The organism is Streptosporangium amethystogenes (assembly GCF_000721075.1).
Lineage (GTDB): Bacteria > Actinomycetota > Actinomycetes > Streptosporangiales > Streptosporangiaceae > Streptosporangium > Streptosporangium amethystogenes.
In genome coordinates this window covers 19,122-34,430 of record NZ_JOEQ01000021.1, presented here as the reverse complement: position 1 = coordinate 34,430, position 15,309 = coordinate 19,122, and the positions used below count along the sequence as shown (strand labels likewise).

Below are 15,309 nucleotides of genomic sequence, written 5' to 3'. Positions count from 1 at the left end.
ATGCGGTTCGGCGTGCTGGGACCGTTGCGGGTCCTTGACGGCGAACGCGATCTCACGCCCGGCCCCGCCAAGCACCGCGCGCTGCTGGCCGCGCTGCTGCTGCGGCGAGGAGGGGTGCTGACCGTCGACCGGTTGATCGCCGAGGTGTGGGGCGAGGAGCCGCCCGCGTCGGCCGAGCCGGTGCTGCGGGTGTATGTGAGCGCGCTGCGCAAGGTGGTGGACGGGATCCGGACCGTGCCCGGAGGCTACCTCCTCGACGTCGACCCCGACCAGGTGGACGCGCACAGGTTCGAGCGCCTGGTGAGCGCCGGCAGGCGGGCCAGGGACGCGGGCAGGACCGCCGAGGCGGCCGACGAGTTGCGTGCCGCCCTGGCGCTCTGGCGGGGACCCGCGCTGGCCGGCATCGACTCGGGGCCGTTGCGGCGGGCCTATGCCGTACCGCTGGAGGAGTTGCGGCTCACCGCGCTCGAAGAGCGCGTCGAGCTGGACCTGGCGCTCGGCCGCGGTGCGGAGCTGACCGGGGAGCTGCGCGCGCTCGTGGCCGGGTACCCGCTGCGGGAGCGGGCGTGGGGACAGCTCATGCTGGCGCTCAACCAGGCAGGACGCAGGCCGGAGGCGCTGGGCGTCTACCAGGAGGCGCGGCGGCTGCTGATCGACGAGCTCGGCCTGGAACCCGGTGCCGAGCTGCGGCAGGCGCACGAGCGGGTACTGGCCAAGGACGCGTCTCCGAGAGCCGTGCCGAACGAGATGCCGCCGGACGTCGTCGATTTCACCGGGCGGGAGCGCGTGCTGGACTGGATTCGCGGGGCGGTGCCCACGGCCGGTAGCACGCCCGTCCACCTGGTGCTGCACGGCCCGGCGGGAGCGGGCAAGTCCGCGATGGCGATCCACGCGGCCGCCGCGCTCGATTTCCCCGACGGGCGGCTTTACGCCTCGCTCGGGGCCAGGACGCCGGGCGCGGTGCTGGAGGACCTGCTGCGCTCGCTCGGCTGCCCGCAGGGGGCCGTGCCCACCGAGCCGGCCGAGCGGGCCCGGCTCTACCGCAGCATGGTGAGCGGGCGGCGGCTGCTGGTGGTGCTGGACGATGCGGTCGACGAGGCGCAGGTGCGCCCGCTGCTGCCCACCGGGCCCGGCTGCCTGACGCTGGTGACCAGCCGCTCGCCGCTGCTCGGCCTGGAGGCGGCGCGTGCCTGCGAGCTTGACGTGTTCGATCCCGGTGAGTCGGTGGCGATGCTGGCCAGGGTGGTGGGTGAGCAGCGCGTGCGGGCCGAGCCGCAGGCGGCGGCGCGGATCGCGGTGCTGTGCGGCGGGCTGCCGCTGGCGCTCAGGATCGCCGGGTCCAGGCTGGCGCGGCGGCCGGACTGGACGCTGAAGCACCTGGCGGGACGACTTGAGGACGAGCGCGGCCGCCTCGACGAGCTCAGCGCGGGCGATCTGGCCGTACGGAGCAGCCTGGCGCTCGGCTACCACGCGCTCTCGGATCGGGAACGCCTGCTGCTGCGCCGCCTCGGTGCGCTGTCCGCGCCCGACTTCGCCCCGTGGGCGGCCGCCGCGGTCCTCGGCGCGCCCGCCGACCGGCTGCTGGAGGCACTGGCCGAGGCGGGCCTGCTGCAGGCGCGCGGGCTCGACGCGACCGGCCAGGAGAGGTACGGCTGGCACGAGCTGACCAGGCTTTATGCCGCCGAGCGCCTGGACCGGGAGGAAGGCGCCCCCGGGCAGGTCCTCGCCGTGGCCGGGCGGGAGATCCTTGACCGCACCCGGCGGGCCAGGGCACTGCTCCTGCCCGCGGAGCCGGGCTCGGGCCAGACCCTGGTCCATACGGCGGAGCAGGTCATGGCCCTTGCGACCACGCAGTTTCGGGAGTCGGCCCGCTGGCTGGCCGCCGAGCGGGGGTTCCTGGTCGCGATGGTCGCCGACTTCCAGCGGGCCGGCCTGGACGAGGCGGCCTGGCGGCTGGCCTTCTACCTGACACCCTTCTTCGAGCTCGGCGCGCACCACGAGGACTGGCGCACGGCCGCGGAGATCGGCCTGCGGGCCGCGAGGCGGATGGGCCACCGCCACGGCGAGGCGCTGCTGTTGCGATCCATGGCAGACCTGCACCGGGTGCGGGGCCACCTGGTGGCGGCGGCGGAGGCCCTTCAGCGGGCGCTTCCGCTGACAGAGGCGGGAGAGGTGGCCCGTACCCGGCACCGGCTCGGGCTGGTCCACCTTGCCAGGGGGCGGGGGCAGGAGGCGGAGGCGTGTTTTGTGGCCTGCCTGACCGCGTTCTCGGCCGCGGGTGACCAGCGCGGCAGGGCCGACGCGTTGCGCGCCCTCGGCGGGTTGCGGTGTGCGGAGGACCTGCTCGTCAGGAGTCTCGCTGCCTATCGCGAGCTGGGTGACCCACGCGGCGAGGCGGCCGTCTCGCTCGACCTCGCCGGGCTCCTGCTGGACCAGCGGCGCCCTGCCGAGGCACGTGAGCGGGCCGAACGCGGTCTCGGTCTGCTCAGGCGGCTGGGTGATCGGCTGCCCGAGGCCGCGGGGCTGGTGGTCCTGGCCAGGGTGGCCATGGCGGAGGGCCGGCCCGACGTCGCCCGCGGGGCCGCGGAGGAGGCGCTCGGTACGTTCCGCGAGCACGCGGACCGCAGGGGTGCCGCGCAGGCGCTGCTGACCCTGGCCGCAGCCCTTTTAGACCTTGATGAGATAGATGGTGCGGTTGGTGCGATAACAAGCTCTATGGGAGAGTTTGACGTTCTCGGCGATCGGCATGGCCTCGCCGGGGCAGAAGAACTCGCCAGCGAGGTACGGCGCCGCCGCGGCCTGCGCCTTTAGCGCACTATGCGGATTCTGAAGGTGGCCCGCCTAAGGTCGGGTTCGATTCGATCCATGACGGCTAGAGGTGGAACGCGTTGAGAAGAGGAATCACGCCGGCGGTGGCCGCGCCCGTGCTGGCGATCGTGCTGGCCGGTTGCGGGATGCTGCCCGGGCAGCAGGGCGGCGGTGGCGGCGAGGAGAAGCAGGTCACCGGCTCCACCGGGCCTGTCGGGTCCGCCGGGACCGCCGGGTCCGCCGAGCCTTCCGAAGCCGCTGGGGCCGCCGAGCAGAAGGTCGCGCCCGCCGAGCAGGGCGAGGTGATCGCCGGCAGGGAGGTCAAGGCCGGTGGCGCCGACCTGACCGTGCAGATCACCGGCCTCAAGCGGCAGGGCCGGCTCTCCACGCTGACCTGGACGGTCACCAACAAGGGCGAGGAGCGCTGGCAGATGAGCAGCGACATGGGGGACACCCCCGACGGCCTCGGTCTGACCGTGGCGGGGATCAGCCTGGTCGACCCGGTCAACGGCAAGCGGTACACCGTCGCGCGCACGGGCAAGTACCCCAAGGCCAAGTGTCTGTGCTCCGACTACGACGTGTTCACCGAGCCGGGCGAGGTGCTGCCGCTGCACGCCACGTTCGCCGCCCCGCCGCCGGACGTCACGAAGATCAATGTGGACCTCAAGGTACTGGGCGTTTTCACCGATGTCCCGATCTCCTGAGCGTCTCGCGGTCCTCGCGCTCGCACTCACCCTGGTGACGGGCCCGGCCGCGGCCGCGTGGGCCGATCCGGAGGACACCGCGGCCGGGGTGGAGGACGTTCTCGCCCCAGTCGAGGACGTCATCGCCGAAGTGGAATCGCTGGACGGCGCCGAGAGCGAGTCCAAGCAGGGCGATCAGGTCACCGTGACGCTCACCAGCGACGTGTTGTTCGCACTTGACAGAGCCGTGCTGACGCCGCGGGCGCGACAGCGGCTGCGGCAGGTCGCCGAGCGGATCCAGGCCGACTCCGCGGGCGGGACGGTCAGGATCGAGGGGCACACCGACGACCAGGGAACCGAGGCCTACAACGACGCGCTGTCCCTGCGGCGGGCGCAGGCCGTGCGGCAGGTCCTCGCGCGGCAGTTGTCACAGGTGACCTTCCAGGCCGCGGGCTTCGGCGAGAGACAGCCCAAAGTGCCCAATGCCGTCCAGGGACGGCCGGTGCCGGAGAACCAGGCGAAGAACCGGCGGGTGGAGATCATCTTCAACGCCAGGCGGTGATCCGATTCCTGATCCGTCACTTGCTGAAACCGGCCGTCAGGCCGCTGAGCAGCTGACGGCGGCCGACCACGTACAGGATCAGGAGAGGGAGTGTGGTCAGCACGACGGAGGCGAGTACGGCGGGCACGTTCACGCTGTACTGTCCCTGGAAGGTCCACAGCGCGAGCGGCAGCGTGCGTTTGTCGGGGCTCTGGGTGAGGATCAGCGGCAGCAGGAATCCGTTCCAGATCGTCAGTGCGTTGTAGATCGTCACCGTCACCACGGCAGGCAGGGTGAGCGGTAAGGCCAGGCGCCAGAGCGTCCTCATCTCGCCCGCGCCGTCCAGCCGCATCGACTCGAACAGCTCTTTGGGCACGTCACGGATGAAGTTGGCCAGGACCAGCACCGACAGCGGGATCGCGAAGGCGATGGACGGGAGGATCAGCGCCGCCAGCGAGTCGTAGAGGCGCAGCCGGATGATGATCAGGTAGATCGGGATGATGGTCGCCTGTAGCGGGATGGCCAGCCCCATGAGAAAGAGCGAGTTCACCCCGCGCAGGAAGCGGTGAGCGCCGCCCCGGACGATCGCGTACGCCGCCATGAACGCGACCGTGACCGCCGGGACGACCGCGCCGACGGTCACGATGAGGCTGTTGACGAAGTACAGCGGGAAATCGGACTCGATGACCATCTGGTAGTTGCCGAGGGTCGGCTCGGTAGGCGGCGCCAGCGGGTTGGTGGCGTAGTAGGTGCTCTGTGCCTTGAAACTGGTGATGAGGATCCAGTAGATCGGCACGATCACGATAGCCAGCCACAGCCAGCCCGCGACCCCGCCCAGCCAGTTGGGGCGTTCGCCGCCTGGACGCGGTCGGCGCCGGCGCGGTTCCGTTGCGGCCGCCGAGGTCCGCTTGAGCCCCGTCGGGTGGGTCAAGCCCATGGTCAGGCCCCTTCCATCTGGCTGGCTCCTGCGTCGCCGCCGCCGAGCCGGCGCAGGAGCAACGCCAGGGCGAGGCCCACCAGGACGAGGATGACGGCGATGGCGCTGGCCGGTCCCATGAGGTTGGCCTGGAACCCGCGCTTGTACATGTCCAGGGCGAGCACCCGGGTGGCGTCGCCGGGACCGCCCGCGGTCAGTACGAAGATCAGGTCGAAGAAGGTCAGGGACCCGACGACCATGAGAGTGGAGGACGTGATGATCGTGTACTTGAGCTGCGGCAGCGTGATGCTGAAGAACTTGCGGACACGGCCCGCACCGTCCAGTTCGGCGGCCTCGTACATGGAGCGCGGGATCTGCCGTACGCCGCCCTGGTAGATCAGCGAGTGGAAGGGGATGAACTGCCACGACACCACGAAGATCACGACGCTGAAGGCGAGGAAGGGCTCGCCGAGCCAGTCCTGGGTGAGCAGCCCGATGTGCAGCCCGGCACCGAGCCCGAAGTTCGGATCGAGCAGCGCCTTGTAGGCGATGGCGACGGCGGCCGAGCTGAGCAGCAGCGGGATGAAGTACAGCACGGCCAGCAGCGCGCGATAGCGCTGGTGCCCGGCCAGGAACACCCCGATCAGGATGCTGATCGGCGTCTGGACCGCCCAGGAGGCGGCCATCACCAGCAACGTCACCCACAGTGCGTGCAGGAGGCCGGGATCGCCGAGCACGGCCCACCAGCTGGTGAGCCCGGACATCTGGATGTCGCCGAGTCCGTCCCAGGACGTGAAGCTGAGGAACAGCACCCCGACCAGTGGAATCACCCCGAAGGCGACGAATATCGCCAGAGCCGGCACGGCCAGCCAGGGGAGGACGCCGCCCCGGGCCTCTCGCGTGGCGGCCGGCGGCGTCCCCCTCCGAGCGGGGGTGGCGAACGCGCTCAACTGCCGATGACCGCGTTCATGTTGGACACGAACTGCTGCGGCGTGATCGACAGCTGGAACAGCTTGGCGATGTTGTCCAGCAGCACCTCGGCCGCGGTGGGGCTGAGCGCCTGGTCCCAGGACTGGGCGAACGACTTGGCGTTGCTGGCGATGCCGTAGACGAACTTCAGGAAGTCCGCGTCCTTGGCGGAGGCGAACGCGCTGTCGGCACCGTTGACGATCGGCACCGCGCCGTTGCCGGCCCACTCCTTGACCTCCTCGTCACTGAGCACGCCGGTGGCGAAGAACCTCTTGGCGATCTCCTTCTGCTCGGCGGTCGCGTTGGACGAGATCGACAGGTACTGGCCCGGGTTGCCGACGGTGTTGCTGGGGTCGCCCTTGCCGCCCTCGACCGGCGGGAAGTTCATGTAGCCGAGGTGGCCGCCGGAGACGAAGTCACCGCCGTCGGTCGACATGCTGCCGTACGTCCAGCCGCCGTGCAGCATCATCGCGGCCTTGCCGGTGTACAGCAGGGCCTGGTCGGCGTTGGAGTCGGCGGTGATCGAGGAGAAGCCCTTGATGAACCCGTCCGCCTTGACGAGGTCCTGCAGCTTGGTCAGGGCGTCGAGGGCGGCGGGGTGGGACCAGGCGTCCTTCTTGCCGTCGAACACGGCCTGGAACACCTCGGGGCCGCCGATGCGGTCGAAGAGGAACTCCAGCCACATCATGTTCGTCCAGCGGGACTGGCCGCCGAGGGAGAACGGGGCGATGCCGGCGGCGTTGAACTTGGGGACCAGGGCCATGATGTCGCCCCACGACTCCGGTGGCCGCACGCCGACCTGGTCGAAGATTTTCTTGTTGTAGTACAGGACGATGGGCTGCATGGTCTCGCACGGCATCGCGTAGATCTTGCCGTCGATCGTGGCCGCCCCGAAGGAGGAGGGGAACAGCCGGTCCTTCACGGCGGCGTTCTGGGCGAACCACGAGGTGAGGTCCTCCACCTGGCCGGCCTGCACGTACGTGCGCAGGGTCCCGCCGCCCCAGCCCCAGATGATGGTGGGGGCCTGGCCCGCCCCGATCGCCGTCTTGATCTTCGTCTTGTACGCGTCGTTCTGGAGGATCGTCCCGGTGATCTGCCCGTTGGGGTTGGCCTTGTTGAACCGCTCCACGGCCCGGGTGCGCACGCCCTCCTGCGGCTGGACCGCCAAGTACCAGTAGGTGGCCTTGTTCCCGCCGCCTCCGCCGGCTCCGCCTCCGCCCGCCGGGGTGGGGCCGGAAGTGCCGCAGGCCGCCAGCGCGGCTCCCAGGGGAATGCCCATGGAGAGGGTGAGGAAGGTGCGGCGAGATGGTGTCGTTGGCTCCACGCTGATCTCCGTATGTCGAATGCCGAGCTGGGCGCGGCTCCATGTGAAACATCAGTGGCGGTGGTCGGTCGTGGATCAGCACCTCCGCTGCCAGGCATCCGCCCTTCTTGAGCCCAGCATGTCGAAACATTTCCGAAACAGGCCGCGTGGCACGCAAATTTAGATTTCCGCTACCTACCTGTCAAGAGGTGGCCTCATATCGGTATGAGCTTCGTATATTAGGTATGTAAGGTACTCTCATCTGGGGCTTTTCCTGGTCATCTCATATGCGCCAGGATTCGAACAGGGCTACCGCAACACCCCGAAAAGTTTCGGAAAATTGTGCGGATGAGTTTTCCTTGAGGAGAGAGCAGATGACGGCGCTAGATGGGGCCTCCGCGGCGGGCCGGATCCTCCGTCCATGGCAGGACCCGGCACTCCCGGTGGCCGACCGGGTCGACGCCCTCCTTGAGGAGATGACTCTGGAGGAGAAGGTCGGCCAGCTCGGCAGCCGATGGCTCGGCAACGACATGCAGGCCGACCAGGGCGGGGAGCCCGAGGAGGAGGCCGAAGGCCCGGCGAACGTGGCTCCGATGCAGGACGTCTTCGCGGCCTCGGGGAGGGTGCCCTTCGAGGAGGCGATCCGCCACGGGCTCGGTCACCTGACGCGGGTGTTCGGCAGTGTTCCGGTGACCGCTGCGGAGGGCGCCGCGGAGGTGGTACGGCTGCAGTCGGAGGTGGTGAAGCACTCCCGGTTCGGCATCCCGGCGCTGGTCCACGAGGAGTGCCTGACCGGTTTCACCACCTACGGCGCGACCGTCTACCCGGCGGCCATCGCCTGGGGTGCGACGTTCGACCCGGACCTGGTGGAGCGGATGGCCGCCGCCATCGGACGGGACATGCGCGCCGTGGGCGTCCACCAGGGCCTGTCGCCGGTGCTGGACGTGGTGCGCGACTACCGCTGGGGCCGGGTCGAGGAGACCATGGGCGAAGACCCGTACCTCGTCGCGACGCTCGGCGCGGCCTACGTGCGCGGCCTCCAGAGCGCCGGGATCATCGCCACGCTCAAGCACTTCGCCGGCTACTCCGCCTCCCGGGCGGCCCGCAACCACGGCCCGGTGCCGATGGGCCGGCGCGAGCTGATGGACATGATCCTGCCGACGTTCGAGACCGCCATCGTCGAGGGCGGCGCGCGTTCGGTCATGAACTCGTACTCCGACGTGGACGGCGTTCCCGCCGCGGCCGACTCGTGGCTGCTGACCGACCTGCTGCGCGACGAGTGGGGGTTCACCGGGACGGTGGTGTCGGACTACTGGGCGATCCCGTTCCTCGCGACGATGCACCAGGTCGCCGCGGACGCCGACGAGGCCGGGGTGCAGGCGCTGACCGCGGGCATCGACGTCGAGCTGCCCAACACGCTCGGCTTCGGCCAGCACCTCACCGGGCGGGTGCGGCGGGGCGAGCTGCCGGAGTCCCTGGTCGACCGGGCCGCCCGGCGCCTGCTCACGCAGAAGGTGCAGCTCGGACTGCTGGACCCGGACTGGACGCCGGAGAAGTCGGTGGCCGGGGCACGGACCGTGGACCTGGACTCGCCGGCCAACCGGGAACTGGCCCGGGAACTGGCCGAGCGGTCGATCGTGCTGCTCGACGCGGGCACCGCACTGCCGCTGCTCGGCGAGGGGCGCCCGGAGCCGCGCCGGGTGGCCGTGGTCGGCCCCTGCGCCGATGACCCGCACACGTTCATGGGCTGCTACGCCTTCCCCAACCACGTGCTGCCCCGCCATCCGGGGCTCGGGCTCGGTGTGGCCGCGCCCAGCCTGCTCGACGCGCTGCGGGCCGAGCTGCCCGATGCCGAGCTGATCCACCGGCCAGGCTGCGACGTGCGGGGCGACGACCGCTCCGGCTTCGCCGCCGCCCTCCAGGCGGCCCGTGAGTCCGACGTGTGCGTGGCCGTCGTCGGTGACCTGGCGGGGATGTTCGGGCTGGGTACGTCGGGCGAAGGCTGCGACGCCGAAGACCTGCGGCTGCCCGGAGTGCAGGAGGACCTGCTGGCCGAGTTGGCCGGCACCGGCACGCCGGTCGTGGTGGTCGTCGTCTCGGGCCGCCCATACGCGCTGGGCGGTGTGTCCGGGACGGCCGCCGCGCTCGTCCAGGCGTTCATGCCCGGCGAGGAGGGCGGGGTGGCCATCGCCGGGGTCCTGTCCGGCAGGGTGCAGCCCAGTGGAAAGCTGCCGGTGCAGATCCCACGCGGCCCGGGCGGGCAGCCGGGCACCTACCTGCAGCCGCCGCTGGGCTCCAACAGCCACGGCATCAGCAATCTCGACCCGACCCCGCTGTTCCCGTTCGGGTACGGCGCCTCGTACACCAGCTTCGAGATCGACTCCTTGAGGATCAGTGACGCCGAGGTGCCCACCGACGGCGAGTTCACCGTGTCGGTGCGGGTGCGCAACACCGGGGGCCGGACGGGGGAGGAGGTCGTCCAGCTCTTCCTGTACGATGTGGTCGCCCAGGTCACCCGGCCGGTGCGGCAGCTCACCGGGTTCGCCCGGGTCCGGCTGGAGCCCGGCGCGAGCGCCCTGGCGACCTTCACCGTACCCGCCGACCGGACCGCGTTCACCGGGCGCGACCTGCGGCGCGTCGTCGAACCGGGGGACCTTGAGGTGCTCGTGGGCACGTCGGCGTCCCACCTGCCCTGCCGGGGCCACATACGATTGACCGGCCCGCTGCGTCACGTCGGCCCAGGCCGCCGGCTGGTCACCCGCGTGGATGTGGAACCGGCACCGGGCTCTTCCGCCACACAGCAGGGAGGAACAGATGCCGGCCAGTCCTAGACGGGCCACGCTGGCCACGGTCGCGGCCTCGGCGGGCGTGTCGGTCGCGACCGTGTCGAAGGTGCTCAACGGCCGAGGCGACGTCTCCCCGGTGACCCGCTCCCGCGTGGAGTCGTTGCTGGAGCAGCACCACTACGTCGCGCCGCCGCAGCGCCGCCGGGGCGACGCGGCCGTGCTGGACACGATCGAAGTGGAGCTGGACGCCGACCTCAACGCGTACTCGACCGAGATCGTCCAGGGCGCCGTGCAGGCTGGGGCCGAGGTCGACGCGGCGATCGTGGTGAGCATCCGGACGAACGCCGACCGCGCCGGAGCCTGGGCGCGCGGCCTGGTCACGGCCGGTCGGCGGGCCCTGATCGCCATCACCAGCGAGTTGACCGCCGGGCAGCTCGCCGCCCTGTCCCGCGTGCGGTTGCCACTGGTCGTGATCGACCCGCTGAACCTGCCGCAGACCAGGGGGGTCACCAGCGTCGGCTCGACGAACTTCGCCGGGGGCGTGGCCGCCACGCAGCACCTGCTCACGCTCGGACATCGGCGCATCGCCTACCTCGGCGGCCCGGTCACCGCCGCCTGCAACCAGGCCCGGCTACACGGCTATCGCGCCGCGATGGAGGCCGCGGGCGCCTCGGTTCCCCCGGGTTACGTACGGGCGGGGCGCTTCCACTACCGGGAGGGTGTGACGGGCGGTGCGGCCCTGTTGGACCTGCCTGAGGTCCCCACGGCCATCTTCGCCGGCTGCGACGACATCGCGCTCGGCGTGCTGGAGGCGGCCAGGGCGCGAGGGGTGCGCGTGCCCGAGGACCTCAGCATCGTCGGCTTCGACGACACCCAGGTCGCCTGCATGGCCTCGCCCCCGCTGACCACCGTACGCCAGCCGCTGAGAGAGATGGGCGGCGTCGCCGTACGCACGGCCCTGCGCCTGGCGGCAGGCGAACGAGTCGACTCCCACCACGTCGAACTCGCCACCGAACTGGTGGTGCGCGGTTCCACCGCCCCCGGCCACGACTGACCCGCTAACGGCCGCCCATCGGAGGTGGCGCTGCCCGTCTCGCCGACACGGCCGTGCGGAGGTTGTGAGTTCCGGGCCGTCCTCAGCCCCGCGTGAACGGTGCCAGAGTGGCGCCGAAGGCCGCGCCGAAGGCGAGCCATCCGATGAGGACGACGAGCCAGAGCACGGCGCGTTTGCTCGGCAGGGGGCCGCTGCGCAGCAGGGAGATGCCCAGGGGGACGAACGCGGCGCAAAGCCCGCCTGCGGCGATGATGGACTGCGGGATCTGGGTGCCTTTGAGTGTCCCGAGCGCGAGGGCCGACATCAGGCCGAGCGCGATCGAGCGGCCCGGCCCCAGGGCGCCGGAGCGGTAGGCGCCGACGGCCAGTACGACCCAGCCGAAGAAGGCTGCTCCGGACAGTGTCTTGAACGGATGCCAGTGCGTATCCTGCCATGCTGCGTAGTAGGCGGCGATACCGTCGATCATTGATTGCGGGCCAAGGGTGTCGGTCAGGTGAAAGGCCAGGTGATCGGTGCCGAACTGGAAGGTTCGGGTGAACAGGCCGACGATCACCAGGCAGCCGCCCCACAGTCCCCACAGCGGGCTGGTGGCGGCGATCCGCTGCGCCAGCGTCATGACCGCCGGCCACAGCAGGATGGTCCCGCAGGCGAAGCAGGCGTAGGCGGCGGTGATGAGGGCGGGGTGCCGGGCGTAGGCGGCGAGTTGATCAGGGAAGAAGTAGTGGAACCGGGAGCGTAGGAGAATCCCGGCCATGAGCAGGGCGGGGCCGCCGATCAGCGCGATGGCGCTCACCCATCGTCCGGGAAACGGGGGTTGCCGGCCCAGGTTGGCCGTGGCGTTGGTGGCACGCCGGTCCGCGCCGGCCTGTCGCCATCGGGTGATTCGCCGGCGAAGCTCAACGTTCATGGGTTCCTGTCCCTCTTGTCGGTGTCGGCGTGCATCAGCATGGTGATGGGCGGTGCGGTGGGGGCGCGTCTGGCTCGGGTCGCATCTTGGCGCGGCACGCACGAGCCGGTGGTATGACCTCGGGCGGATGCGGGTGTCCGACCGTGGGCGGATGCCGGGTGATCTGGTGAGGCGATAACTTCTCGTCATGGAGTGGGCTCGGCGGCTCGGTGGCAGGGGCGTCGCCGACGCGGCGACGGCGGTCGTCGTGGCGCTGGCCGTCGGATACGCCATCGTCGATCCGCCGGGGCCGTCGTCGTGGTGGCCCGCCTGGTCGGCCTGGCCGGTGGCGGGGGTCGTGAGCTTTCCGGTCGCCGTCCGGCGGCGCCGGCCTCGGGCCATGCTCGCTCTGGCGTGCGCCGCGGGCGTGCTGGCGACGGTGGCCGGTGCCGTCGCGGCGGGTGCGATCTGGGTGTCGTTCGTGCCGACCGTGCTGGTGCTGTACCTGGTGGCCACCACCACCTCGGTCGCCTGGTCGGTGGCGGGCTTGGCGGCCTGTCTGTCCGCCGCGGTGACCGCGATCCTGATCTTCTACGCGCGGGTGTTCCCCGGCCTCGCACCCTCGGCCTGGCGCAGCGAGCTGCCGCCGTACTGGCCGGTGGAGATCGGGATGATCTGTGTCCTCCTGACCGCCGGATGGGCCGTCGGGGCGGTCGTCCGTTGGAAACGGGACACGACCGCTCGTCTCGTTCGTCACCTCGCCGAGGCCGCGGTGGCCGACGAGCGCAGGCGCATCGCCCGGGAACTGCATGACGTGATCGGCCACAGCATGAGCCTGATCGCCGTCAAGGCCACCGTGGCCAACCATGTCGCCGACGCGCGCCCGCAGGAGGTACGCGCCGCGCTGGCCGTCATCGAGGAGACCAGCCGAAGCACGCTCACCGAGATCCATCGAGTACTCGACCTGCTGCGGTCCGACGGCGATCCCCAGCAGGCCCGTCTGCCCGTTCCAGGCATGGCGGACCTGCCCGAGCTGGCCGCCCACGCCCGCTCGGCCGGAGTCGAGGTCGACCTGACCGTCCGCGAAGAGGCCGCGCTACCTCCCGCGGTCGCGGTGTCGGTGTACCGGATCGTGCAACAGGCCCTGACCAACGTCATCACCCACGCGGGGCCCACCCGCTGCGCTGTCACCGTGGACGTCGACGGACGGGAGGTCGTGATCGAGGTCGTCGACGACGGTTCCCGACATGGCCGGCCGCCGCGACCGGGCCACGGCGGACACGGCCTCATCGGCATGCGCGAACGGGCCAAGATGTACGGAGGCACGTTCAGCGCGGGATCCCGGCCCGAAGGGGGCTTTCGCGTGTCGGCTCGGCTGCCCTACGATCCGAACGGCACCATGACATGATCATCGAGGCCGCCCCGCACGATCCGCCCCCGCCCATCCGGGTCCTGCTCGCCGAGGACCAGGTCCTGTTACGCGACAGCCTCAAAGTCCTCATCGACACCACACCGGGGCTGGCCACCGTGGGCGAGGCGGGCACCGGCGCCGAAGCCGTACTCCTGGCCCGCCGGCAGCGACCGGACGTCGTCCTCATGGACGTGCAGATGCCGGACATGGACGGCATCGAGGCGACCAGACGTATCTGCGCCGACCCGGCCGGCGCCGGCATCCGCGTCCTGATCCTCACCACGTTCGATCAGGACGAATACGTCTACGCGTCGCTACGGGCCGGCGCCAGCGGCTTCCTCGTCAAGCACGCCACGGCGACCGAGTTGCTGGCCGCCATCCGGGTCGTCGCCGCCGGCGAAGCACTGCTGGCGCCCACCGTCACCCGCCGGCTCATCGCCGAATTCCTGCGACGCCCCCACCCCGCCCCGGCCGCGCGGGGCCTCGACGACATCACCCAGCGCGAGCGCGAGGTGCTCACCCTCATCGGCAAGGGAATGTCCAACTCCGAGATCGCCGAGCACCTGCACCTCACCGTCGGCACGGTCAAGACCCACATCGGCCGACTCCTGGCCAAACTGCACGCCCGCGACCGGGCCCAGCTCGTCATCGCCGCCTACGAGGGCAGGCTCGTCAACCCGTCGCCGCAATGATCACGAAGCTCGCCGGCCCCAGCGGCGGTCAAGCCTTCCTGAACCGGCGGCCTGCTGACACGAACATCATCTCAGCTCGTGGACATGCATCCCCTCTAGTACATCGAGATGTGCGGGTGGTCATAGTGGTTGGCGGTGATGCCGCCGCGGTTGGACATGGTTCTCCAGCCGGAGCCGTGGTTGATGCGCTGGCGCCAGATCACGTACTTCACCCCGAGCTTGGACTTGTTCTTGATGGCCCAGGCGGCGATCTCGTCGCCGAGCGCGATGTTGGCGGCCGAGGGCATCGTGCCGCCGGTGCTCATCATGAAGTCGCAGGCACGGCCGAGGGGGTGCTCGCCGCCGTCGTTCGCGGACCGGTAGCAACCGACGGCGTACGGGAGATCGAAGCGCCTTTTGACGGCCTCACGCATGATCCGAGTCCGGTCGGTGATGTTGTCGGCGCCGGCGGGGAGTTGCGGGGCCCAGCTGCCGTCGGAGCGGCGCCCGGAGCCGACGGGGGCGAGCCGGTCGAGCCTGTTCTTGATGTCCTTGATCAGGTCTTCGACCTCGTCACGCTGGGTCTGCATCTCCTTGGCCTCCTCACCGATCTCGTCGGTGAGCCTGGCGGCCGTCTCGGTCGCCCTCTTCCTGCGTTCGAAGCTCTCGGAGAAGCCCTGCAGGTGTGCGCTCTGCTGGGCGGTGAGCTGCTCCATCACCGCTGCTCCACCCAGGTCGTCGGCGAACAGCAGCGCGGGCAGCCCTCCGGTGCTGCTCTGGTAGCGGAGCTGGACTATGGAGTCGACCTGTTTTTTCGCCTTGGCGTAGAGGTCGGAGGCCCTGGCCAGGTTCTGCTTGGCGACGGTCTCGGCCTTCTGCGCCTTCTTGAAGGACTCGCGCTTGGCCGCGTAGGCCTCGATCAGCCCGTCCACCTTCTTGTTGAGCTTGGCCAGCTCGGCGCGGAGCTTGGCCTCGGTCGGCTTGGGCTCCGCGCTTCCCGCGGTGGGGGCACCGAGGGTGAACGCGGCGATCAGGCTCAGGCAGAGGACCAGAGCCGCATGCCGACGGAACGTGGGGGACGGGGCCGCCACGAACTCTCCTCTCCTTCCGCCTACCGGGTTAGCTGACGGGTTCGGGCTGGAGAACGCCCTTCCACCGAAGTGGTTTCACCCCAGGTGCGGTGGTTCCCCGGCTCCCGGGCGATGCGCCTGGGATTAGGCATATCGGCTGTTGCAGCCGATGTGGGAAGGATAGTAGTGGTAAACACAGGGTCACGCGACT

Annotated in this window: 12 protein-coding genes and 1 riboswitch; of the genes, 7 read left to right on the top strand and 5 right to left on the bottom strand. The window is 70.6% G+C overall.

The window, feature by feature from the left end; translation table 11 throughout:
* The 3 genes from IG98_RS0126745 (at window position 1) to IG98_RS0126735 (ending at window position 4,053) form a co-directional block, all read left to right on the top strand.
* On the top strand, window positions 1-2,811 hold the full coding sequence (locus IG98_RS0126745) for an AfsR/SARP family transcriptional regulator (protein ID WP_030917803.1): 2,811 nt from the start codon (window positions 1-3) through the stop codon (window positions 2,809-2,811).
* A 77-nt stretch (window positions 2,812-2,888) separates the two neighbouring features.
* On the top strand, window positions 2,889-3,512 hold the full coding sequence (locus IG98_RS0126740) for a hypothetical protein (protein WP_030917800.1): 624 nt from the start codon (window positions 2,889-2,891) through the stop codon (window positions 3,510-3,512).
* A complete protein-coding gene (locus IG98_RS0126735) occupies window positions 3,496-4,053 on the top strand; it encodes an OmpA family protein (RefSeq protein ID WP_030917797.1) in 558 nt (185 codons plus the stop codon). The genes IG98_RS0126740 and IG98_RS0126735 overlap by 17 nt, the downstream gene beginning before the upstream one ends.
* 16 nt (window positions 4,054-4,069) lie before the next feature.
* Here the strand turns inward: IG98_RS0126735 and IG98_RS0126730 are convergent, their stop codons facing one another.
* The 3 genes from IG98_RS0126730 to IG98_RS0126720 are packed head-to-tail and all read right to left on the bottom strand — an operon-like array spanning window position 4,070 to window position 7,241.
* A complete protein-coding gene (locus tag IG98_RS0126730; RefSeq protein ID WP_030917792.1) occupies window positions 4,070-4,969 on the bottom strand; it encodes a carbohydrate ABC transporter permease in 900 nt (299 codons plus the stop codon).
* A gap of 2 nt (window positions 4,970-4,971) precedes the next feature.
* On the bottom strand, window positions 4,972-5,898 hold the full coding sequence (locus IG98_RS0126725; protein ID WP_030917789.1) for a carbohydrate ABC transporter permease: 927 nt from the start codon (window positions 5,896-5,898) through the stop codon (window positions 4,972-4,974).
* Entirely contained in the window at window positions 5,895-7,241 is a 1,347-nt protein-coding gene (locus IG98_RS0126720; RefSeq protein WP_030917786.1) for an extracellular solute-binding protein, read from the bottom strand. Before IG98_RS0126720 ends, IG98_RS0126725 begins: the two co-directional genes overlap by 4 nt.
* 353 nt (window positions 7,242-7,594) lie before the next feature.
* Between IG98_RS0126720 and IG98_RS0126715 the strand changes: the two genes are divergently transcribed.
* Window positions 7,595-10,051, top strand: a complete 2,457-nt coding sequence (locus IG98_RS0126715) for a glycoside hydrolase family 3 N-terminal domain-containing protein (RefSeq protein ID WP_051752961.1) — start codon at window positions 7,595-7,597, stop codon at window positions 10,049-10,051.
* Window positions 10,035-11,060: a LacI family DNA-binding transcriptional regulator gene (locus IG98_RS0126710; protein ID WP_030917781.1), complete on the top strand. Its 1,026-nt coding sequence runs from the start codon at window positions 10,035-10,037 to the stop codon at window positions 11,058-11,060. Before IG98_RS0126715 ends, IG98_RS0126710 begins: the two co-directional genes overlap by 17 nt.
* A gap of 82 nt (window positions 11,061-11,142) precedes the next feature.
* Here IG98_RS0126710 and IG98_RS0126705 read toward each other — a convergent pair whose 3' ends face one another.
* Window positions 11,143-11,967 carry a hypothetical protein gene (locus IG98_RS0126705; protein ID WP_051752960.1) on the bottom strand — a complete coding sequence of 275 codons (825 nt, stop codon included), beginning with the start codon at window positions 11,965-11,967 and terminating at the stop codon, window positions 11,143-11,145.
* 187 nt (window positions 11,968-12,154) lie between these two features.
* Here IG98_RS0126705 and IG98_RS0126700 point away from each other — a divergent pair, with 187 nt between their 5' ends.
* Both IG98_RS0126700 and IG98_RS0126695 read left to right on the top strand, forming a co-directional pair.
* Complete coding sequence (locus IG98_RS0126700; RefSeq protein ID WP_037971367.1) at window positions 12,155-13,354, top strand: sensor histidine kinase; 1,200 nt, start codon at window positions 12,155-12,157, stop codon at window positions 13,352-13,354.
* Window positions 13,351-14,049 carry a response regulator gene (locus tag IG98_RS0126695; protein ID WP_051752958.1) on the top strand — a complete coding sequence of 233 codons (699 nt, stop codon included), beginning with the start codon at window positions 13,351-13,353 and terminating at the stop codon, window positions 14,047-14,049. The genes IG98_RS0126700 and IG98_RS0126695 overlap by 4 nt, the downstream gene beginning before the upstream one ends.
* A 95-nt stretch (window positions 14,050-14,144) precedes the next feature.
* Here IG98_RS0126695 and IG98_RS0126690 read toward each other — a convergent pair whose 3' ends face one another.
* Complete coding sequence (locus IG98_RS0126690) at window positions 14,145-15,119, bottom strand: coiled-coil domain-containing protein (protein ID WP_030917771.1); 975 nt, start codon at window positions 15,117-15,119, stop codon at window positions 14,145-14,147.
* A 3-nt stretch (window positions 15,120-15,122) separates the two neighbouring features.
* Window positions 15,123-15,259, bottom strand: a riboswitch (cyclic di-AMP (ydaO/yuaA leader).
* Between the last annotated feature and the right edge of the window lie 50 nt (window positions 15,260-15,309).